Raw genomic sequence first — 19,462 nt, 5'->3', positions numbered from 1 at the left:
GTCGGTCAGTAAATGCTGCCGGTGTTGGATATTAAACTGCCCTCTTTGACGTCGATGATGTAATCACTCTCATTTCCCGTGGTTTGTATCTTTCTCACTTTTACATTGGTAAAGCTAAGAGGCTGGTCAGGCTCAAGGTTCAGTTGGCTTTGCAAATCAGGGCTCAGAATATAGGCTGACCCGCTGACTCCTGTATTTGTAATAACCTTGTAACTGTAATTGGTGCCTGGAGAAGATGGGTCTGTGTTGCCATTATTTTCCATCAATAATGCTGTTTCCTCATCTATTCCGATAGCCTGGGCAATGGCAGCAGTGGTCCATTGGCTATTTATCGCGTGCCCCAGGAACGTGATCAGCCGGCCCATGCGATCGCGCGCATTGAAATGGGAATCAGTGACAGTCGATAGCAAGGGGGGTAAAGGTGTCCTGTCGCTCCAAAAATCACGCCTCAACGCAATGCATTGTGAGTAGGGATCGATCAAGGCTTTTGACGAAGTGATCGCGCACGGGTCAGCGACATAGGCGAACTCGCTAAGGACCATGGTTCCCGCGCTTGTTCCGCCGATGGGAATCTTGAAATTCCGAACCTGCTCCGATATCAACTGTTCCAGTAACGAACCCTTCCAGAAATTGTAGTATCGGCCTTGATCGCCCCCCGTTAGCCAGATTGCGCCGGCATTTCGAATGTAAGGCTCGAGGGCCGGGTCGTTAGCCGTTTCGATGGTAGGAACAACCAGAGTTATTACCGAGGCGACAGGCCCGACTATGCTGAGGTAAGTATCGTCAGGCGGGTCGCTGCCATTATCAATCACGACAAAATTTCCCGGCCTCCCTGTACTGCCATCGCCACACTGAGTCATCTTGGCAATCATCCAGCTAAAGGCCTCCTTGACGTCGTCTCCTCCACCCATTAATACAGCAGTTCGGGTGCTTAACGGAATTGTGCCGCAGGGCAGGTAATCGACCGGCTCACCATTTTGAGAGATCCCTAATCGCGATTTATTGGCTGCCTCTACCAAGCCTATCCCTGTGGAAAATACAGCAACCATGATTGGTGTTGCCATCAATCTGCATATAATTCTGGAATTTGTTTGCTGCTGAGCGAGGAAAAACCACACAAGCAATTCCATTTTCTGTCTCCCCCTTTGTCATGTGAAATTCAGTTTCACGATGGAGTGAATTCCCCTCCAGTCCTGTTCTCATGTCTAAATTGTGAAGTTAAGGTGAAGTATAAGTTTAGAAATTGTGAAATAAAAGTTGAAAAAGTATAAAAAATAGGAAGAAATATAAGAAAAATTGTTAAAAAATGGGGAAAATTGACAAAAATGGAACATATACAAGTAAAAGGTGTTAAAAAGCGAGTCACACGAGAAAAAGTACGAGAAGTGCGTTTTGCGGTGCGGCTGGTGCTTGGCACATGGCTGCCGGGAGCCGATTCCTCTGGTCTCCATTCTCAGCCAAATCGATTGGTCTACTTTATGGTTAATCGAACCGGATTCAATTAATGGCGTTTCAATGTAGTGGTATTAAAAAGGGAAATGGTTGAAAGGTGAGATGACTTGAAGAAGAGGCAGCAATTGGAGCTGACGGCGTACGGTGAGACTTAGAACCGTTTTGCGCATGCAAAATCACGGATTCGATCATTGCCCAGCAAATGTGATGAGTTGCATTATTGGGTGCAAACCAGCCACGAAATCCCTGCAACCATAAACGCAACAACTCTGGCCTCTGACTTAACAGGTGACCTTCCATGCAGCAATCAACTCCGCCCCGCCGCGTGAAGAGTATTTTTAGGGAATTTATTTCCAGTCAGGCTGCCGGCGGTCTCGTGCTGATGGGGGTTGCGCTGCTCGCGCTTGTGCTCGCGAACTCCTCAGCCGCCCCGGCGTACTTCGGGGTATTGGGGTCGCACGTGTTGGGCCTATCAGTGCTGCACTGGATCAACGACGCGTTGATGTCGCTATTTTTCTTGCTTGTCGGTCTCGAAATCAAGCGTGAATTTCTGGATGGTCAGCTCAAGACCTGGCCTGACCGAGCGCTGCCTGGGGTTGCGGCCCTGGGCGGCATGCTCGTACCGGCCTTGATCTATATTGCTTTCAACTGGTCGACTCCCGAGACTTTGCGGGGATGGGCGATCCCCTCGGCCACCGATATCGCTTTTGCGCTCGGGGTCCTGGCGCTGCTTGGTTCCCGTGTTCCCGTCTCGCTGAAGGTCTTTCTGACCGCGCTTGCGATCCTCGACGACCTCGCGGCAGTGGTGATCATCGCCATCTTCTACACCAGCCAGCTGTCCTGGCCCCACCTGCTTGCAGCGCTGGCCGTACTGGTGATTTTAACTGTGCTCGGCCGCAGCGGTGTCAGGCACCTTAGTATCTACCTGGGGCTTGGCCTCGTGCTCTGGTTTTTTGTTCTTAAGTCTGGCGTACACGCGACCCTCGCTGGCGTGGCGCTGGCCATGATGATTCCGATTGGAACACTCCAAGGCCGGCCATCAGAGGCCGAGTCTCCGTTGCTGCGTCTGGAGCATTCGTTGCATCCATGGGTGACATTTCTGATCATACCGATTTTCGGCTTTGCGAACGCGGGCGTGTCGTTTGCCGGCATGAACGCTTCCGTGCTGCTCACGCCCGTCCCTCTGGGCATTGCGCTCGGGCTCTTCATTGGCAAACAACTTGGGGTCTTTTTATTCGCCTGGGTCGCAATACGGGCAAATCTTGCCAAGTTGCCTGCCAGTTCCACATGGCCCCAGCTCTACGGCGTCGCAATGTTGTGCGGCATCGGCTTCACAATGAGCCTGTTTATCGGGTTGCTCGCGTTTCCCACTACCCCAGAGCTGCAGGCCGGCGTTAAAATTGGAGTACTCTCGGGATCTTTATTCTCGGGACTCATAGGCACTGCCCTGCTCATTGCGTGGACAACCGACACAAGGCACACAAAGCGCGATGAAAACGTGGGGAGTATCTGACTCTGCGCATAGCAGCGCTATTTCGTGCAGCCTCTCCAAGGGATCACTGAGCAACCGGCTATAGGTCGATAAGCTCCGGCAGATAAGTACGCCGTCTATCGACGTAGAAACCGATTTTGCCTTTCTTTGTAACCAGCTCTCGCATGCACTGGTTATTGCGGCATATAAGTAGATGGTACGTATTCTACTACCACCATCCCAGCTGCTTATTGAGGCCGGGTATGGGAATAATGGCACGAAAGGTTCCATTACCAGCTTTTTCTAACTTGATTTCATTAATATTCAGATCGACATCGGGACAAAGGCTGGAGAAGGTCTCGACAAGCTCTTGCGATCGCTGGCAACGATCACCTTGCCATCAGGCTGGACCAGGCCTGCAGATTCGAAACCCGTGATTTGAACCGGTTGGCCTAAATACTGATCCACCTGGTTCACGTTACCAGCCGTGTTTGGGGGAGCGGAAATGGCAACCGACGACTATTGATACGAAGAGTTGGAATGTTATTGAGAATGCTGGCCGTTCGCGAACACGAACGTTAAAAAATAAACTTTAATTGGCGCTCGTTTATTAATCGGTGCGGAATCCCACTTATAGCGATAGGAAGACGTCGAATCCATTACAGTCGATCTGAATGCAGGATGGTGAGTGCCTTAAATTCCAAGTCGCTGTGTGTAAGCCAATGCGCGCCAGTTCCAGAATATCAACATCCCGCTTATTGATATCCACAATTTTTTATGGGGATTTTAGAAAAGCTGGGAATTTTTTATTTTGAGTTCCGTCAAATGTATACGGACATAGCTTTTTCCATCCGTAATATGTGTTTCAAGGTGTTGGTACCCGAAATGGGAGCGTTATCTTAGCTGCTCATCAAGTTGATCATATTCTTTTTAGCATCTCAATTCTGAAAGGGGGTTATCATGGAAATGGCGATTCTCGTAGTAGGTATAGGTGCCGTTGCTCTTTGGTTTTTCATGTCCAAAGATGGACGGAAAGAATAATACTGATCTGACTACGACACTCAAAGTTAACCGTTCATTCAAATCAATCAGCCGATGCTCAAACCCAAAAAGCAAGAGCATCGGCTTCTTTTTGTACCGACGTTCCGTCGCCTAGTCGAGGCGCCCCCCGCGGTCGAGTTTTCACCAACAATTTGCTTTGGTATCGCATACCTGCGATAAGGTGCTCCACGCTGGTGGTTTTTGCCTTGCTGGCCTGAAGGTTTTGCCAATGAAAGGCACGCGTTCGTTGCCTATTTCTTGATTGCTCCGTCTGGTTTTCTCGGTACCAGAAGAAATTCGCGAATGTAGACCTTGGATGAGTTCATGCGGGATTCGCTATTGCTCATCGACCCAATTCCGGGCCTTTGCGCTTGCGGCCTCATACGCCTTGTTTTCATCATCCACCGGCTCGGCGAAGCTCTCGTATGCAACTTTGCCATCGCCAGCAAGAATGCGGAAACGGCCGTTCCAGAGGCCGGTTGTGTCGTCACGCTCCGGCCAGGCGGTAATCCGGTACCCTTTATACTCGTCGTTCATGTCGTCCTCCATTTGTGCAGATGAGGCGTTAACAGCCGCTCAAGTGAATCTTCACACAGGTAATTTGGTCTTCGAACCGGTTCAATATCCTGGTCACGGTCGGTTCAACACTCCGGGAAAGTTCACTATTCACCTCATTGCCGCTGCCATTGTTTATCTGAACCTGCATTATGTTCTCCAGTTGCTTTCAAACATCGTATACCCACTGAAGCATAGCAGAGGATCCAATGTTTGAGTCTATTAGACGTGAGCGACTCAAAGGAATAGGCGGCTCGACTATGGAACGAGGAGTTGGAGGGCGCTCGCTGTTATAGATGAGGCTGAAGGATAAGTAAAAACAGGATCAATCGGATAATAGCCGCGCATCACCCAAGAGACTTTGATCCGCCAGATCGAGTTGGAGGCGGATACATCGATCCACTTCGACGCGTCCTTGATCGGGCATCCCTCCTGCAGCCGCTACGGAATGTGCTTAGAAGCCAACGATTCGCTCTACGATGCCTTCGATGACCCCGATCTAATCGCGCGGGTACAGGCAGCGACCCCTGATATCAAGTTGGATCGCTCTAACCCCCCCACCTCTGTGAAGCCACTTGCGCGCTGGCTCGCATTTAACCCAACCCAATCACAAAGCTGTCACTCTGGGGGTGAAACGTTTTCCGGTGGATGAGCATGGCGTACTGTTAAAAGGCAATTTGCGTCGTCCCATAGTAGAGGACGATGTTGTTATTTATGCAGGCGCCACCATACTGGGCCGTATCACCATTGGACGTGGCGCCACGATTGGTGGCAACGTCTGACTCACGCGCAGCGTTCCCCCCGGCAGTACCGTTTCACAGGCGCAAGCATGCTATGAGGTGTACGACGGCGGGGCCGGTATCTAGCCCCATTTCCCTGACCACGGCTCCTCATCAGCGCGAAGCTCCCCTGTATCTGGAGGGGGTATGCAACGAACGCGAGCTTTTCATTGCCAAAAATGCCGTACCTAAAATGCTTCCAATAATGTCGGCAATGAAGTCGGCCAGCCCTGCCTCGCGACCCGGGAGATACATCTGATGCAATTCATCGAGCGCGCCAACGAGCAGGGCGCTAAAAAATGCAACGGCTAGTTTGTGCCATCCACGCAGATTGCTCGACAAACCGATCATGCAAGCAAGCAAGGCAAAAACACTGGCATGGACCAGTTTATCCCAGGGCGAGGGTATCAAACCGACAGCTATAGATTGCCGTCCCCCGACAAACAGGACGGCTACAATGCCGAGTGCCGCCAATATGGCGACAGCAGGAAAATGACGGTATGTTAAGCGCTGCAGGTGCAAGATGAAATTCCTGAATGATATTCACTAGGCGAGCTAATTTACTTATTTGCCCAGGCATCCGGTCTATTGATCAAGAAGCTATTTGGACCTCTGATCAACAGTTGCAGTAAACCGCCTGTAAAGCGCCAGAAAGCGGATACTAGTGTCTCCATCTGTGATCCCGATGACTCCATCGCTTAGGGCTTGCCAGTGACTGGCGCAGAATCCGTGACAGGCGATGTGCTCCGCCTCAAGTAATGGGCGGTTGGCTTGGCTTATGATAAGCAGGAACAGGAATCAGGGGAATTTCGCGCATGCGAAATTCTTGATCCTTCAGGAGAAATTCAGAGCTGTCATTGCTTTTTCCTAAGGAGCCGCCGAGTTTATGGTGGTCATAATCTCGGTAATCAACTCCTGTAGTAAGACCGGTTTGGAAAGGTATGCCAGAAAACCGGCATCCAGCGCACTTGCCCGATCTCTGGAACGATTGAATGCGCTCAGTGCTAGTGCCGGAGTATTCCTGCCCTTATGCGCGGGTAGATTCCGTACGGCGCGAATAAACTGATAGCCATCCATTTGAGGCATGCTGATATCGCTGATGATTATATCAAGTGCATATGTCTGCACCTTTTCCAGTCCCTCGGCAGCAGCAGGAGCGGTAACCACTTCCGCACCATGCAACTCCAGCATGAGCCTGGTAATAGTCAGTGCATCTTCCTCGTCATCTACGAGCAGCACCCTGACCCCTGATAGGGGCAACTTATTATTCATTATGCCCCCGATTATGTGAGTGTCCTCTCTGGACCCCCTTCTAAGTTACCTGTTGAGTTAAAGAGACAACTGTTCGCTTCCCCACATAATGAAGCCTGCTGAGTTCAGGACGTTGCCATGAATGAGGATGGTCGGCATGTGCCAGAGACGGGATATGATGCGCGTGAAAAACTGTCCTGTCCTTCGTTGCCATGCTCCAGCACCATAAAACAACTATCCCGCCCTGTCATGCGTTACTGCGCATACTGTCCCCCGGTCACTCCCGCGACTTGCGAGCTGTCGATGATACTTACATGGAATGAAAGCAACTCGTCTTTTTTTCCTCCTAATCAATCTTTTAAAGCCTGGCACGCTTCATGCTTGTACTGATACAACCACACTTCCTGTGGTTTGACATACAAAAAATATCAATCAATACAAGAGGGAAACATGAATAAACTTATCGCAGGGGCGCTCACGGGTGCTGCACTGATGACAATACCGTTAGCGGCTTCCGCACTCGTCATCGACATCAATACGTATCTCACCGGCAATCCCGCTGGCAGCAATGTCACGGTTGCCACACTGACACTCACCCAGAACGGGAACAGCGTGGATTTCAAATTCGAGAACTTCGTGAGCAATCTCGGTGCAATCGGGGATGACGCGTTTATTTCCGGCCTGTTGTTCTCCTACGACGGCTCACCTGCACTTAATAGTGATTCGTTTTGGAGCTTCGGCGGCACGCAACTGGTGACTGCCGCTGACTTCGGAATAAACCCCCCGGGGAAAGATGCAGGTTACGATTTTTACCTGGACCTGGACTATCCCACGAGCAACAACAACTCCGCGCTCCAGTTTACCGATGGCGAATACAGCACATGGACGGTCAGCGCGGCAGACGGTGTGTCAGCTGTTCTGGTTAGCGATTTTGCTGTTCTGGTTGACGCTAGTGGCGGGGGCGATAAACCCGCTTCGCTTGCAATGGTGCATATTCAGCAGGTAGGTGCCGGGCCGGGAGGATCGGGGGCTTTGAAATACGTTGGCAGCGAAGCCAGCACTCCCCCGCAGGAGGACCCGGGAACAGTTCCGGAACCGGCGACACTTGCATTGCTGGGCCTGGGGATGGCCTCTCTTGCCTGGATGCGCAAACGTAAAAAGTAACTTCCCGTTTTTTTATATGCCCCAAACCCGCTTCCAGCGGGTTTATTTTTTGAAAAAACTGACTGACCTGCGATCAATGTTCCCGAATGCCACCCCTTGGAAACACCAACTCGGCTTTGTGATGACCGTTTTTTTGTCTGTAGCTTCAATTTTGAAAATAATCGGATTGATTCCTGAATCACCCAGATCAACTTGAACTGAGAACATTCATTCTCTATAATAAGAACAACTATTCTCAGTTTTACCCCTGTCATGCAACCGCTCGACATTTCCTCTTACCTTGGCAGGCTTCAGGATTACTATGCGAGGGAAAAAATCATTCCCTCCACCACGCAGTTATCCACGCTATGGAATGTGAAAGCCCGCTCCTGGACGCATCAGATCGTTCAGCGTTTAAAAGAAGAAAATTTTCTTGAAAATGCACCCGGCAGCCGTCTTCGTCCCGGATCCCGCTTTTTCGAACGGACGGTGGGACCCGGGGTTCGGGCGGGAAGGCCGCAACAGACTGCTGACGTCCAACCTGAACTGTTGCGTATAGACGATTACCTGATCAAAAAACCTTCTCAGACCATTCTGTTTCCGGTCAAAGGCGATTCCATGATCGATCTGGGAATACTTGAAGGCGACATGGTGATCATTGAACGCAGCAGTTCGGCTTCGCTTGGCGAAGTGGTATTGGCGATTGTGGACAACGAATTCACGCTCAAGGTCCTCGCCAGGGATAAGGAGGGCTACTACCTGGAAGCGCGCAACGAAACACGAAGCAAGGAATATCCGCCTATCCGGCCTCAGCATAAACTGGAAATCTACGGTTTTTATGTAGGCCTGTTCCGGAAAGCCCAGGTTCCAGCACCCCGCCTCCATCACCTTGGTTTGGACCGCTGAATCAATGGGGCGTGCCTTTCCATGCCTGCTTCTCCGCCTTCAGGGTCCCCGGCGCCCTTATCGCTTTCGCAAATCGAAACCCGCTTCAGGAACAGGATATGGCGAGGGGATGCATTGGGCGCCTCCGATGATCCAGTCATTTCCAGCGGCTTTCAGGGACTGGATAAGGAGTTGCCCGGAGGGGGCTGGCCTACCCGCAACCTGACGGAACTGCTATTACCGACAGAGGGGCTGGGGGAAATAAGGCTGTTGAGCTACGCTCTGGAGGAGATTACCCGAAGCGAAAGAAACATCCTGCTGATCGCGCCACCTTATATTCCCTATATGCATGCTTGGGCGCATCTGGGAGTCGATGGGCGCCATATCGTGATGGTAAGAGCTTGTAAGCCTGCCGAGCGATTATGGACGCTTGAACAGGGCATTAGGAGTGCCGCCTTTGGGACCATTATCGGCTGGCTACCGGAAGCAAGTCAGCAAGCAACGCGAAAGCTGCAAATTCTTTCCCGGACTGCGGCAAGCCTCGTTTTTCTCTTCAGGCCGGCGAGAGCGCGATTCGAACCCTCCGCAGCCCCGCTGAGGATACTGCTCAGCCCCGTGCGAGGGCATTCCCACACGCTTTCCTTGTATCTGTTGAAACGCCGTGGCGCTCCGTTCGTCCTGCCTATTCGCATCCCCCTGCCTCAAGCTGCCGTCTTTTCCCGCTCCGCTGAATTGAAATCCCCTCTCATCCACTCCTACTGCTGAAGCTGAATCCATGCTGTGGATTGCCCTTTACTTTCCCGCTTTATCGCTTGACTGGATTGAACGCCGTTTTCCGGAAGCGCTCATTCCCGCAATCGGGGTAACTGTCCGCAAAGGGAACCAGACCTGTATTCAACAAGCCAATAAACCGGCGCAGGCGCGGGGAGTAATGGCCGGTCAGCCTCTCGCCAGTGCTTTGGCTGTTTTCCCGGATCTGGTGATCATGGAACAGGACCCGCGTGAAGAAGGAAAAGCCTTGCAGCAAGCCGTGTATGCCGCATTACGCTTTACACCCAATATAGCGGTGCAGAACAACGGCCTGATTGCCGAAGTCTCCGGAAGCCTGAAATTGTTTGGCAGCCTGAAAAACCTCTGCCAGTCACTCAATCGGGTAGTGACGGCGCAAGGTTTGCAACTCAGCGCCGGGATTGCGCCCACCGCAACGGCGGCATGGCTGCTAGCGCGTTCCGCCCAGCAGGGCACTGTCATCAATGGAAAGGGTGAGGAATTCCGGATATTGCTCGACGCTCTGCCTGTCGGTTTGCTGGAATCGGTTCAGCCTCACCTTGAAGTCATTCGCGGCATCGGCTGTAAAACGCTGGCCGATTTGCGACGATTGCCTCGCAGCGGAGTAGCGCGTCGATTTGGTCCGGACCTGCCGGTAGAACTCGATCGCGCCTACGGCGACTCGCCCGATCCACAAAAGTGGTTTGAGGCGCCGGAAGATTTCCAGCAAAAAATAAAAATGATGGGGCTGGTTGAAAATACCGAATTGCTGCTGGTTCCTGCGCAACGAATGGTCGAGCAGATGTGCGGCTGGCTGGCTTTGCGTCATGCGGCGGTATCCGCCTTTTCATTCGTGCTGCATCACGAATATTCCCTGCGGCAACACCATAAATTCACATCCGTAAACATACGCCTTTCCGAGCAAAGCAGCGATCCAGCGCATTTAATGCTGTTGCTGCGCGAGCACCTGGAACGTACAAAAATAGTGGCGCCAGTATGTGAACTGGAACTGACGGCAGATGAAATAGCAGCGGGAGCAGATGGCAATCTGGAATTGTTTCCCACCATGCAATCCGAGACTACTTCACTCAATCGCTTCATCGAGAAACTTTCTTCCCGCCTGGGACCGGAAGCCATCACCGGTTTAAAGGTTGTCTCCGATCATCGCCCTGAATACAGCCAAAGGTTAGAACTTTCAGGAACGGGCGGCTTGAATCCCTTTTCGAAGCGAGAGACAAACTCGCAAATCATTCCGCCGGAATCGCCCCGTCCAGCCTGGCTGAGGGAAATCCCGCTGGAACTGAAGGTGCAACGTGGCCGGCCGGTGTACGAGTCGCCACTGAAACTGCTTGCAGGACCGGAGCGAATCGAGGCCGGCTGGTGGAATGATGCCGCCATCGCGCGGGATTATTTTATTGCGGAGAACAACCAGGGCCAATTGTTATGGATTTACCGCGAACACAATCCGGTAGAAAAAGATAAGGGGAACAAAGGCGGAAACTGGTATTTGCAAGGACTGTTTGGATAGCTTCCATGTCCTCTTCTGCTCCGGATTACGCTGAACTTCATTGCTATTCCAGCTTCAGCTTCCTCAAGGGCGCTTCCATGCCGGAAGAGCTGGTCGAACGTGCCGTAACCCTGGGTTACAGCGCCCTTGCTATCACGGATGAATGCTCCGTGGCAGGGGTGGTGAGAGCGCATGCGGAAGCCAAAAAAACGGGACTGCATCTTCTGATCGGCAGTGAATTCGTGCTGGAGGAGGGACTGCGGCTAGTGGGTCTCGCCATGAACCGGGAAGGCTACGGCAATCTGTGCGAACTGATCACGCTGGCAAGGCAACGTAGCGCGAAAGGAGCCTATCGCATCACCTGCGCGGACTTTGAAAGCTGCACGGATGCACCTCATCTTGCGCGCTTGCCCGATTGCCTGATCCTGCTGATTCCTCGCAGGGATCAAGCAGACGGTTCCTTGGTCGAGGATATGCGCTGGGTGCAGTCGCTGTTTCCCGGCCGCGGCTGGACTGCTGTCGAACGGCTGCTTCATGCCGGGGAAGAGGTGCTGTTCGAAAGAATACGGCAGGCGGCAGAGACCATCGGCATGTCCCTGGTGGCGGCAGGCGATGTGCATATGCACGATCGTGCCCACAAACCCTTGCAGGACACGATGACCGCAATTCGGCTGGGCCAACCGCTGGCGGAATGCGGTTATGCGTTGCAGCCTAATGCAGAACAGCATCTGCGCACCCGATTGGAGTTGGCGCAACTCTATCCATCGGAACTCCTGCAGGAAACCCTTTTCATTGCCGCGCGCTGTACCTTTTCCCTGGATGAGCTGCGCTATGAATATCCTGATGAATTAACGGGAACTGGCGAATCTTATACCGACTATCTAAGGCGCATGGTCAAAAATGGCATGAGATGGCGTTTTCCCAAAGGCGCCTCGATCAAGGTGAGGAAACAGATCGAGCATGAATTGAAGCTGATTGCTGATCTCAAGTATGAACCTTATTTCCTGACAGTATTCGATATCGTAAGCTTCGCCCGGTCACAAGGGATTTTATGCCAGGGACGCGGATCGGCAGCGAATTCCGCAGTCTGCTATTGCCTGGGTATTACCGAGATCGATCCGGAGCGCAGCAATCTGCTGTTCGAACGCTTTATTTCCAGGGAACGCAACGAACCTCCCGACATCGATGTCGATTTCGAGCACCAGCGTCGCGAGGAAGTCATTCAGTACATCTACCAGAGATATGGGCGTGATCGGGCCGCCATTACCGCAACTGTCATCACCTATCGTACCCGCTCGGCCGCTCAGGATGTGGGTAAAGCGCTAGGGCTGGATATCGAGCGTATCAGACGCCTATCCACCTCCCTTGCCTGGTGGGATAAAAGCTCGGATATCAATAAGCGCCTGAGCGAGAACGGCTTCGATCCCGGCAGCCCGGTAATCCGCCAACTGATTCTGCTGATTACCCTCCTGTATGGCTATCCGCGCCATTTGTCCCAGCACGTGGGCGGATTTGTGCTGACGCGCGACAAACTCTGCCGCATTGTCCCCATCGAAAATGCCGCCATGCCGGATCGGCGCATCATCCAATGGGATAAGGACGACCTGGCGGAGGTGGGGTTGATGAAAGTCGACGTGCTTGCACTCGGAATGCTATCGGCAATACACCGCGCGCTTGATCTGATTTCGAGCCGGCGCGGTGTGCCATTCCAGATGCAGGATATACCCCCGGAAGACGAAAAGACGTACGACATGATCTGCAAGGCGGACACGATCGGCGTCTTTCAGATCGAATCCCGTGCGCAGATGTCCATGCTGCCGCGTTTGAGGCCACGGACTTTTTACGATCTGGTGGTAGAAGTCGCGATCGTCCGTCCCGGCCCGATTCAGGGCGACATGGTGCATCCTTATCTGCGCCGGAGGCGGGATGTGGAAAAGGTCGATTATCCAGGCGAAGGAGTGGAGACCGCTTTAGCGCGAACTTATGGCGTCCCAATCTTCCAGGAACAGGTGATGCAGGTGGCCATGCTCGCCGCCGGCTTCACTTCAGGGGAAGCAGACCAGTTGAGGCGCTCCATGGTCGCATGGAAGAGAAAAGGAGGCTTGGGTCCCTTCCATGAGAAGCTGCTCGATGGGATGACAAGCCGAGGCTACTCGCGGGAATTCGCCGAGCGCATTTTCCGGCAGATCGAGGGCTTTGGCGAATACGGGTTTCCGGAATCCCACGCCGCAAGCTTTGCATTGTTGGTATATGTCTCCGCCTGGCTCAAATGCCATGAGCCTGCTGCTTTCCTTTGCGCCATGCTGAACAGCCTGCCCATGGGTTTCTATAGTGCCTCACAACTGATCCAGGATGCCAGGCGCCATAGCGTTCAAACCAAGCCTGTAGACGTCACCATCAGCAATTGGGAGTGCTCACTTGAGGAACAGGAGGATAAAGCGCTTCAACCGATTGTCCGGCTGGGCTTGAACAGGATGAAAGGAATAGGACTCGATGCCGCCGCCCGCATTGTTGAAGCAAGAGAAATCGCATCTTTTGAAAACCCTGACGACCTGGCAAACCGCGCCTCCTTGAATACCGCTGAAGTGCATGCGCTTGCCCGTGCAGATGCCTTACAAACCTTGTCGGGACATCGGCGCCAGACACTGTGGACAGTTGCATCTCATATCACACAGCGGGACCTGATGCGGCATGCTCCGGCGAAGGAAACGCTGCCAGTCATTCCGGCCGCGCCAGAGGGAGAGGAAATCCTCGCCGACTACGCCAGTACCAGACTAACCCTGCGCAGACACCCCCTGGCATTGCTGCGACCGAAGCTGGCAAGAATGAACCTGCGCTCGGCAATGGAGTTATCGGATTATCCTACCGGACGGTTGGTCCGCACCACCGGCATCGTGACCTGCCGACAACGCCCCGGCACCGCCAGCGGCGTCATGTTCGTCACGCTCGAAGACGAAACCGGGATAACGAACGTCGTGCTGTGGAACCAGGTTATCCTGAAGTACCGCCGCGAAACCTTGAACTCGAAGCTTCTGACAGTGTACGGCGTATGGCAATCCGAAAGCGGCGTCAAACATCTTATCGCCAAACGGCTGGTGGATCATAGCCATTTGCTGGGGAACCTTGTGGTAGAAAGCAGGGATTTTCATTAGGCCTCAATAAGCCTCAACTTGTGAAACTTTGTGCAGGCATCAAGGACAGAAATATTTGCAAAAACATGTTTCCCCAGGATTTGCTATAAATCATGTGCTACATTGTAGTTGGGATATTTGGTTCAAATAATCCGGGAGGAAAGCCCATGAATATTTTCAGACGTCATCCTTTGTTATTGAGTTGCGGCATCGGGTTCGCCGTATTTTCGGGCGCCCTTGCAGCTCAGGGTTTCGATCAGTTGAAAGACATCACGGGAAGCGGTCTCGGCGGCGCAGCCTCGTCATTGGGACTGTCATCCATAACGTCCGGGAGCACGGGCAATGCCGCGGGAATTATTGAGTACTGCATGAAAAACAACTATCTGAGTGGCGACAACGCTTCTTCGGTCAGGGATCAGCTGATGGGAAAGATTACCGGCGGCGGAGATCAATCCGCTCAAAATAATCCCGACTATATCAACGGCGCGCAGGGTATCGTGAGCGGCAGTGCGGGCCAGAACGTGGATTTGAGCATGGCGGGCATGAAGGCTTCCGCAGTGAAAAAGGTGTGCGAGACGATACTTGAACAGGGCAAATCCATGCTTTGAAAATCTGACCCAGCAGATGGTTTCAGTCGCCCATAAAGGCTTTCGCTACTGCACTTTCTAGTGTGCTCAGGAGTGCCTGCCGGGGGAAAGTTGCCGCCCGGTAGGCTGCAAGGACGGTGGAAAATGCCAGATGATCGACAGCAAAACGGGTATCGCTCATTCCTTGCTTGCGGCACAACTCGGGTACCTGACCCCCTCCCCCTGAGAGATCTCGTCTCATTCTCTTGGTCATGCTCTTGCTCCTGCTCCTGTTTTCAAACTCTGGGACCCGAACTGTGGAGTACAGTGCTGGATTTCTGATGCCATTTCCATGAAGGACAATCGCGCCGGAATACGACTCGCATCACTTATCTGTTCCGTCCAGAGTGATTGTGAATATATATTTCGCTAGATTTCGCTAGTCGATCCATACCAACCGTGCTGTGCCCCTGTGCCCTACCCCTGTGCCAACAAAATCTGCAGTACTTCTCAGTTGTTAGTAGCAAACCTCAGACCAGTTAAGGCAAAGTGACTCGGCTTACCGCCCCCGGCTCCTGACCTTCAAGACAGTTCTAGCTCGCGCCCAACTTATGACATAAAATCATTGGCAAACAACTTGTAAGAAATTTTCGGGAAAACTATAGTCCGATGGCAAGCACCTCCCAGGAGCGCACGAAGACAACATCAATGAGCGGCTATTAACTCAGCGCTCAGCACCGCTACCGCTATCTCATTCGCATCGATCAGAGGCGACCCATTTTTATTTGAGGAATGACAATGGATCATATAAAGAATGAAGAGCAGTCTCTTGAAAATGTCGGCACGCTTTTATCCAGCGAATCCATTCTCGGCGAACCCGAACCCTGGGAAAGCTGGGAAACCCAACTGTGTTTGTGGAGCATAGGGATCGGCATCGCCGGGCTTGTCATCCTGGGCGTGCTGGTCGACTTGTTCCTGCTACCCAAATAAGACGGATGCAAGCCGATCTCGAAGTTCGGTTGACGCACGACGGTCATAGATGGATAGCGCACCACCCCAGCTTTGAGGCGTGCGGAAAGACCTTGCTCGAACTGGATCAGGATGTGACGAGATGCCTGCTTGATCGACAGCTCTTTCAGCAGAATAATCAGGTCATGGTTTTCATGGCTTTTGACTACACCTGCATTCCAACCTGGATACGGCAATACGCCTATCACTACTTCAATCGCTACATCCAGTTGGATCTGAAATCACCCATGCAAAAAGCGCAATAACAAGGAAAAACAAGGGGGATAAGCGAAATGAACAGAAAATGGTATTCCGGGATGGCAAGCACCGAGGATTGGTGGGCCGTGTGGCTGGGGCTGATCATGTTTCTTGCAAGCGTGAGTTCCCTCTGGGGATGGGATCTCACTGGTTGGATGGCGAAAACCAGCACTTGGGTATGGGGAAAATTTTCCATCGAGGCGGCGTTGAAACCGAGCGGCAAGGTTGCGCTGCATCCCGCCATGTCGTTGCTGGTCACCTATCTGGTATTCACCACGCTGACCTGCATTGCCGCATGGGCGATGAAGCTCGATGTAAAGCGATTCTTCGCCGCATGGACCGTGCTTTTTGTGCTGACCTGGGTTGTCTGGATCATCGGGCAGGAAGCGCACTTCAAAGTACCTGTTCACGAGTTCGCCAAGCATGACCTATCCTGGGGGTTGTCTCTTGGTGGCGGTTTTTCTTACCTGCTCGCCCTCGCAATCGGGCTGATTATCGGAAATTTCTTCAAGGGGACAGCGGCGTTTCTGAGTGAAGCCGCGAAACCGGAATGGTTCATCAAAACCGCTATCGTGTTTCTCGGCATCAAGATCGGCGTCATGTCCATGGAGGCGGCGAGCTTCATTCGTGAACTGGTCCTGACGGGCATCGCGGCCACCTTTGTTGCCTACATGCTGTTCTGGCCCATCGTCTATGCGCTCGCCCGCAAAGGGTTCAAGCTGTCGCGCGAGGCTTCGGCCGTACTCTCTTCCGGCATTTCCATTTGCGGCGTCTCGGCCGCGATCGCCACCGCCGGCGCGATCCGTGCCCGCCCAGTCATTCCCGTCGTCGTCTCGATACTGGTCGTGATTTTTGCCATGTTCGAGCTCATCATCCTGCCAGGGTTTTATGCTGCCGTAGCTCCCGGCCAGCCCATCGTCAACGGGTCTGCCCTGGGGCTGACGGTGAAAACCGATGGTGCCGATGCAGCCGCCGGGGCGATACTCGATGAACTGATGCGGGCGAATGCCCAGGCTAATGGCATAGTGTGGAAGGAAGGCTGGATCCTGATGGCCTCGCTCACCACCAAGATCTGGATCGATGTGTTCATCGGCGTCTGGGCGTTTCTGCTGGCCCTGGTATGGGTATACAAGGTGGAGCGCAGGCCGGCGCAATCCAGAATCGGGCTTTCGGAAATCTGGCACCGGTTTCCCAAATTCGTGCTGGGCTACCTGATCGTGTGGTTTTCCTATATTGCGCTAGCCTCCACGGGACCCGAAATCGCCAAGACGCTGCATACGGCTGCCACGCCGGTAGAGGGCTCCATGCGTACCATGATGTTCATGCTGACTTTCCTCAGCATCGGCACCATAACCGATTTCAGCAAGCTCAAGGGAATGGGGAAACTGGCGCTGCTTTATGCAATTGCCCTGTTCGGGATCATCGCTCCGATTGCTTATGGGGTTGCCTGGATATTTCATCGGGGGATGGTGCCGCCGGTTCTTTAATCATGTCGCGATGAAATGGGATTCGGGAAAACGGGTCTGAACCAGCCACTCAATCTGATTTTTTCCATGAGTCCCAACAGTTGGCCCCGCAGGGCTGGGTTTCAGTTGGATGGAATCAATCCTGCTTACCCAGAGTTGAGGATGAAATTAGACGTACCTTAAAACCTTTCCCAGGACAAAGCAGAGCGGTCGCTTTATTGGAGTAAGGTCAAATCCTGTGTGAAAAGAGGGCATAGCACCCTTTATTCAACTTGAATCGTTTAATAGGCCTTAGAATATTCTTTGCAATTAGTTTCAAGCTACTCCAATCAGTCGAATAGGCATAGCACGTTATTAATGGAACGCTAATTCGTTTCAGGCCGCATAACTCAGCCATATGTGTTAAGGAATCGCTGGTAAAACAGTTCAGATGCTCCAGAGGATGAATGGGCATAATTGCCTCCTGGCGGGCAAGACTGTTCATCCAATTCCAGGAATTTAAGGTCTGCACCATGTCTTTTCCATCCGGGACACTTAATTTTATAACCCCTCCGGGCGCAAGATATTTTTTCAACCTCTCTACAACCCTTCTAGGTTCCGCCACGTGCTCAATTACTTGCTCTGTATTAATAAAATCAAACTGGCAATGCTCAAGATCACTTATCTCGACAATATTGAGACCAACTGATTTTGCATAAGCAACTTTTTTAGGCGACAACTCTATCCCACAAACATCGACCCCAAAGGAACGAGCCATCTGAGACCAATATCCCCAACCTTGACCAAAGTCCAGAAAACGCAATCGCCGATTTGTTCCGGTTCTTTTCTGCAGAAATACTATGATCTGCATGACTTCCGCAGCCATCAGGGAATAATAGGCTACTGGCATGGGGGGCTTGTGGGGAGCCAAGGGATCATCTTCTCCAAGCCAGTTTCCATAAATTTCGGCGGAAAAGTCATCATCTGGAACATCTCGCTGAAAATATAAACCACAGGCACGGCATTCCAGTATTACGAATGCTCCTCCTTGGAGGGCTTTTGCCTGTGCTATTGGTTCAGCCTTTGTATAATAGGCGCTCAGAAACTCAGCCAACTCCCTGTCCGAATAAGGTGTTTCGTGTAACTGAACAAAATCCGCTCGGTTACAGGATGGGCAAATCTTACGCTCAACTAACATAGCTTGTTCTCCAAATACATCCTGTCCATAAGAAAACTGATGCGGCCTCTTGTAGGACTGGAAACCCGCTTCAATCACTTGCGCTTATACATGCTCATCTCCTGGCGATGGCGGAACGTTATTTCTGGTTTAAGTACTGCTGCTTGGCTTGCTCAAAGAAAATCAATTCGGCTTGCGAATGATTCCCATAGGTTCGCCATTTCGGGTCATAGCCGTTATCTATCTCGTTACCCCAGGCTGACCAATTCGGCCTTGTGCCGCGAGCAAACAATTCCAGGTAAGGACCAGGGCTGCAGGATTCGATGATCTGATACATTTCCTCGGGCTTTCGCGAATGTTCCCGCTTTCGAGTGGCCAGAAAATTGATCTGACGTCGCCCAGGCGCCAAAGTGCGAACATTCTTACCCCGCACTCCAAACAGCACGAGTTCGGTAACATTGCGAAAGTAGAAACCCACGCCCCGGCCGTCTGGCCCGCCATCCTTACGGATCTTGTGCCAAACGAGATTGCTCTTGTATTTGAAACCCCACGCTTCCATCACCTGGAGCCCTTCCGGCAGAAGAGCATTTGGAACCCATAGATAAAGGTGGGCCATATCTTCTGCAAGTGCGCGTACTGGCAGACCCAGGATTTCGTCAAGCTCCATCGTCCCGTAACGATTCAGCCGTTTGTGCTCCGGCGCCATCTTGCCCGTGCGATTCTGGAATTGCCAGGGAGGATCGACAAGGATTGTTCTGAAACGTTTGCCGCCAAGATGTTCGAGTAATTCGCGGCTGGGTTAGGGGCTTTTTGATTCATATTCTGCCCAATCTGTAATGAGATTTGATGTAATACCTAGCGCCAATACTGGACAGTCTCCGTGTCGCCCGGCGTTAGCCGGCAGAGCAGCTTGCCCATCGATGTAGTGCTCGCTCCATATTTTGTTTTAATAAGCTTCAGGCGTGCCTTTCTGCTGTCCTGACGCACCATCGCTGTTTAGCAGAGTCCAGTTTTTCGAAAACGGC

General features: G+C 52.3%; 17 protein-coding genes and 1 pseudogene. 11 read left to right on the top strand and 7 right to left on the bottom strand.

Annotated features, from left to right (window positions below; genetic code table 11):
- Positions 1 to 5 precede the first annotated feature (5 nt).
- A complete protein-coding gene (locus BMW46_RS05800) occupies positions 6 to 1,064 on the bottom strand; it encodes a cyanophycinase (RefSeq protein WP_177171043.1) in 1,059 nt (352 codons plus the stop codon).
- Positions 1,065 to 1,750: 686 nt separating this feature from the next.
- Here BMW46_RS05800 and nhaA point away from each other — a divergent pair.
- The gene (nhaA, locus tag BMW46_RS05795; protein WP_074705937.1) at positions 1,751 to 2,965 is read left to right on the top strand and encodes a Na+/H+ antiporter NhaA; all 1,215 of its coding nucleotides are present in this window, start codon (positions 1,751 to 1,753) and stop codon (positions 2,963 to 2,965) included.
- Between the two features lie 1,335 nt (positions 2,966 to 4,300).
- On the opposite strand, the gene BMW46_RS05790 is transcribed toward nhaA, so the two are convergent.
- Positions 4,301 to 4,501, bottom strand: coding sequence for a hypothetical protein (locus tag BMW46_RS05790; RefSeq protein WP_074706574.1), 201 nt, complete (start codon positions 4,499 to 4,501; stop codon positions 4,301 to 4,303).
- Between the two features lie 626 nt (positions 4,502 to 5,127).
- On the opposite strand from BMW46_RS05790, the pseudogene BMW46_RS05785 reads away from it, so the two are divergent.
- Positions 5,128 to 5,385 (top strand): annotated as a pseudogene (locus BMW46_RS05785) (serine O-acetyltransferase EpsC); the annotation flags it as partial.
- A gap of 27 nt (positions 5,386 to 5,412) precedes the next feature.
- Here the strand turns inward: BMW46_RS05785 and BMW46_RS05780 are convergent.
- Together BMW46_RS05780 and BMW46_RS05775 are read right to left on the bottom strand one after the other, a co-directional pair.
- Positions 5,413 to 5,820 (bottom strand): VanZ family protein, encoded by a 408-nt coding sequence (locus BMW46_RS05780; RefSeq protein WP_218141761.1) that lies wholly within the window; start codon positions 5,818 to 5,820, stop codon positions 5,413 to 5,415.
- Between the two features lie 345 nt (positions 5,821 to 6,165).
- Entirely contained in the window at positions 6,166 to 6,570 is a 405-nt protein-coding gene (locus BMW46_RS05775; protein ID WP_074705934.1) for a response regulator, read from the bottom strand.
- Between the two features lie 429 nt (positions 6,571 to 6,999).
- Here BMW46_RS05775 and BMW46_RS05770 point away from each other — a divergent pair, with 429 nt between their 5' ends.
- The 6 genes from BMW46_RS05770 (at position 7,000) to BMW46_RS05745 (ending at position 14,591) form a co-directional block, all read left to right on the top strand.
- Positions 7,000 to 7,713 carry a PEP-CTERM sorting domain-containing protein gene (locus BMW46_RS05770; protein ID WP_074705931.1) on the top strand — a complete coding sequence of 238 codons (714 nt, stop codon included), beginning with the start codon at positions 7,000 to 7,002 and terminating at the stop codon, positions 7,711 to 7,713.
- Positions 7,714 to 7,965: 252 nt separating this feature from the next.
- Positions 7,966 to 8,598, top strand: a complete 633-nt coding sequence (locus BMW46_RS05765; RefSeq protein WP_074705928.1) for a LexA family protein — start codon at positions 7,966 to 7,968, stop codon at positions 8,596 to 8,598.
- Positions 8,599 to 8,619: 21 nt separating this feature from the next.
- A complete protein-coding gene (gene imuA, locus BMW46_RS05760) occupies positions 8,620 to 9,342 on the top strand; it encodes a translesion DNA synthesis-associated protein ImuA (RefSeq protein ID WP_074705926.1) in 723 nt (240 codons plus the stop codon).
- Positions 9,343 to 9,352: 10 nt separating this feature from the next.
- Positions 9,353 to 10,873, top strand: coding sequence for a Y-family DNA polymerase (locus BMW46_RS05755; protein WP_074705923.1), 1,521 nt, complete (start codon positions 9,353 to 9,355; stop codon positions 10,871 to 10,873).
- A 5-nt stretch (positions 10,874 to 10,878) separates the two neighbouring features.
- Entirely contained in the window at positions 10,879 to 14,004 is a 3,126-nt protein-coding gene (locus tag BMW46_RS05750) for an error-prone DNA polymerase (protein WP_074705920.1), read from the top strand.
- A 146-nt stretch (positions 14,005 to 14,150) separates the two neighbouring features.
- A complete protein-coding gene (locus BMW46_RS05745; RefSeq protein WP_074705918.1) occupies positions 14,151 to 14,591 on the top strand; it encodes a YjjA family protein in 441 nt (146 codons plus the stop codon).
- A 22-nt stretch (positions 14,592 to 14,613) separates the two neighbouring features.
- Here BMW46_RS05745 and BMW46_RS05740 read toward each other — a convergent pair whose 3' ends face one another.
- The gene (locus tag BMW46_RS05740) at positions 14,614 to 14,823 is read right to left on the bottom strand and encodes a hypothetical protein (protein ID WP_074705915.1); all 210 of its coding nucleotides are present in this window, start codon (positions 14,821 to 14,823) and stop codon (positions 14,614 to 14,616) included.
- Between the two features lie 524 nt (positions 14,824 to 15,347).
- Between BMW46_RS05740 and BMW46_RS05735 the strand changes: the two genes are divergently transcribed.
- The 3 genes from BMW46_RS05735 to BMW46_RS05725 are packed head-to-tail and all read left to right on the top strand — an operon-like array spanning position 15,348 to position 17,302.
- The gene (locus BMW46_RS05735) at positions 15,348 to 15,539 is read left to right on the top strand and encodes a hypothetical protein (protein WP_074705913.1); all 192 of its coding nucleotides are present in this window, start codon (positions 15,348 to 15,350) and stop codon (positions 15,537 to 15,539) included.
- Between the two features lie 5 nt (positions 15,540 to 15,544).
- Positions 15,545 to 15,823, top strand: a complete 279-nt coding sequence (locus tag BMW46_RS05730) for a DUF5395 domain-containing protein (RefSeq protein ID WP_074705910.1) — start codon at positions 15,545 to 15,547, stop codon at positions 15,821 to 15,823.
- Between the two features lie 27 nt (positions 15,824 to 15,850).
- The gene (locus BMW46_RS05725) at positions 15,851 to 17,302 is read left to right on the top strand and encodes a putative sulfate exporter family transporter (RefSeq protein WP_218141760.1); all 1,452 of its coding nucleotides are present in this window, start codon (positions 15,851 to 15,853) and stop codon (positions 17,300 to 17,302) included.
- A gap of 208 nt (positions 17,303 to 17,510) precedes the next feature.
- On the opposite strand, the gene BMW46_RS05720 is transcribed toward BMW46_RS05725, so the two are convergent.
- Together BMW46_RS05720 and BMW46_RS05715 are read right to left on the bottom strand one after the other, a co-directional pair.
- Positions 17,511 to 18,536: a class I SAM-dependent methyltransferase gene (locus BMW46_RS05720; protein ID WP_074705905.1), complete on the bottom strand. Its 1,026-nt coding sequence runs from the start codon at positions 18,534 to 18,536 to the stop codon at positions 17,511 to 17,513.
- Between the two features lie 40 nt (positions 18,537 to 18,576).
- Positions 18,577 to 19,143, bottom strand: coding sequence for an MT-A70 family methyltransferase (locus BMW46_RS05715; RefSeq protein ID WP_371113498.1), 567 nt, complete (start codon positions 19,141 to 19,143; stop codon positions 18,577 to 18,579).
- Between the last annotated feature and the right edge of the window lie 319 nt (positions 19,144 to 19,462).

The sequence above is a fragment of the Nitrosospira multiformis genome, from assembly GCF_900111585.1.
Classification (GTDB): domain Bacteria; phylum Pseudomonadota; class Gammaproteobacteria; order Burkholderiales; family Nitrosomonadaceae; genus Nitrosospira; species Nitrosospira multiformis_B.
The sequence above is the reverse complement of the archived record's forward strand: the minus strand, read 5'-3'. Positions and strand labels throughout refer to the sequence as shown.

Excerpts from the sequence above, each read along its gene's own strand:
- BMW46_RS05775 (WP_074705934.1), bottom strand. The coding sequence starts at position 6,570 with ATGAATAATAAGTTGCCCCTATCAGGGGTCAGGGTGCTGCTCGTAGAT.
- imuA (WP_074705926.1), top strand. The coding sequence starts at position 8,620 with ATGCCTGCTTCTCCGCCTTCAGGGTCCCCGGCGCCCTTATCGCTTTCG.
- nhaA (WP_074705937.1), top strand. The coding sequence starts at position 1,751 with ATGCAGCAATCAACTCCGCCCCGCCGCGTGAAGAGTATTTTTAGGGAA.
- BMW46_RS05735 (WP_074705913.1), top strand. The coding sequence starts at position 15,348 with ATGGATCATATAAAGAATGAAGAGCAGTCTCTTGAAAATGTCGGCACG.
- BMW46_RS05800 (WP_177171043.1), bottom strand. The coding sequence starts at position 1,064 with ATGGCAACACCAATCATGGTTGCTGTATTTTCCACAGGGATAGGCTTG.
- BMW46_RS05765 (WP_074705928.1), top strand. The coding sequence starts at position 7,966 with ATGCAACCGCTCGACATTTCCTCTTACCTTGGCAGGCTTCAGGATTAC.
- BMW46_RS05790 (WP_074706574.1), bottom strand. The coding sequence starts at position 4,501 with ATGAACGACGAGTATAAAGGGTACCGGATTACCGCCTGGCCGGAGCGT.
- BMW46_RS05770 (WP_074705931.1), top strand. The coding sequence starts at position 7,000 with ATGAATAAACTTATCGCAGGGGCGCTCACGGGTGCTGCACTGATGACA.
- BMW46_RS05725 (WP_218141760.1), top strand. The coding sequence starts at position 15,851 with ATGAACAGAAAATGGTATTCCGGGATGGCAAGCACCGAGGATTGGTGG.
- BMW46_RS05715 (WP_371113498.1), bottom strand. The coding sequence starts at position 19,143 with ATGGCGCCGGAGCACAAACGGCTGAATCGTTACGGGACGATGGAGCTT.
- BMW46_RS05745 (WP_074705918.1), top strand. The coding sequence starts at position 14,151 with ATGAATATTTTCAGACGTCATCCTTTGTTATTGAGTTGCGGCATCGGG.
- BMW46_RS05740 (WP_074705915.1), bottom strand. The coding sequence starts at position 14,823 with ATGACCAAGAGAATGAGACGAGATCTCTCAGGGGGAGGGGGTCAGGTA.
- BMW46_RS05750 (WP_074705920.1), top strand. The coding sequence starts at position 10,879 with ATGTCCTCTTCTGCTCCGGATTACGCTGAACTTCATTGCTATTCCAGC.
- BMW46_RS05730 (WP_074705910.1), top strand. The coding sequence starts at position 15,545 with ATGCAAGCCGATCTCGAAGTTCGGTTGACGCACGACGGTCATAGATGG.
- BMW46_RS05755 (WP_074705923.1), top strand. The coding sequence starts at position 9,353 with ATGCTGTGGATTGCCCTTTACTTTCCCGCTTTATCGCTTGACTGGATT.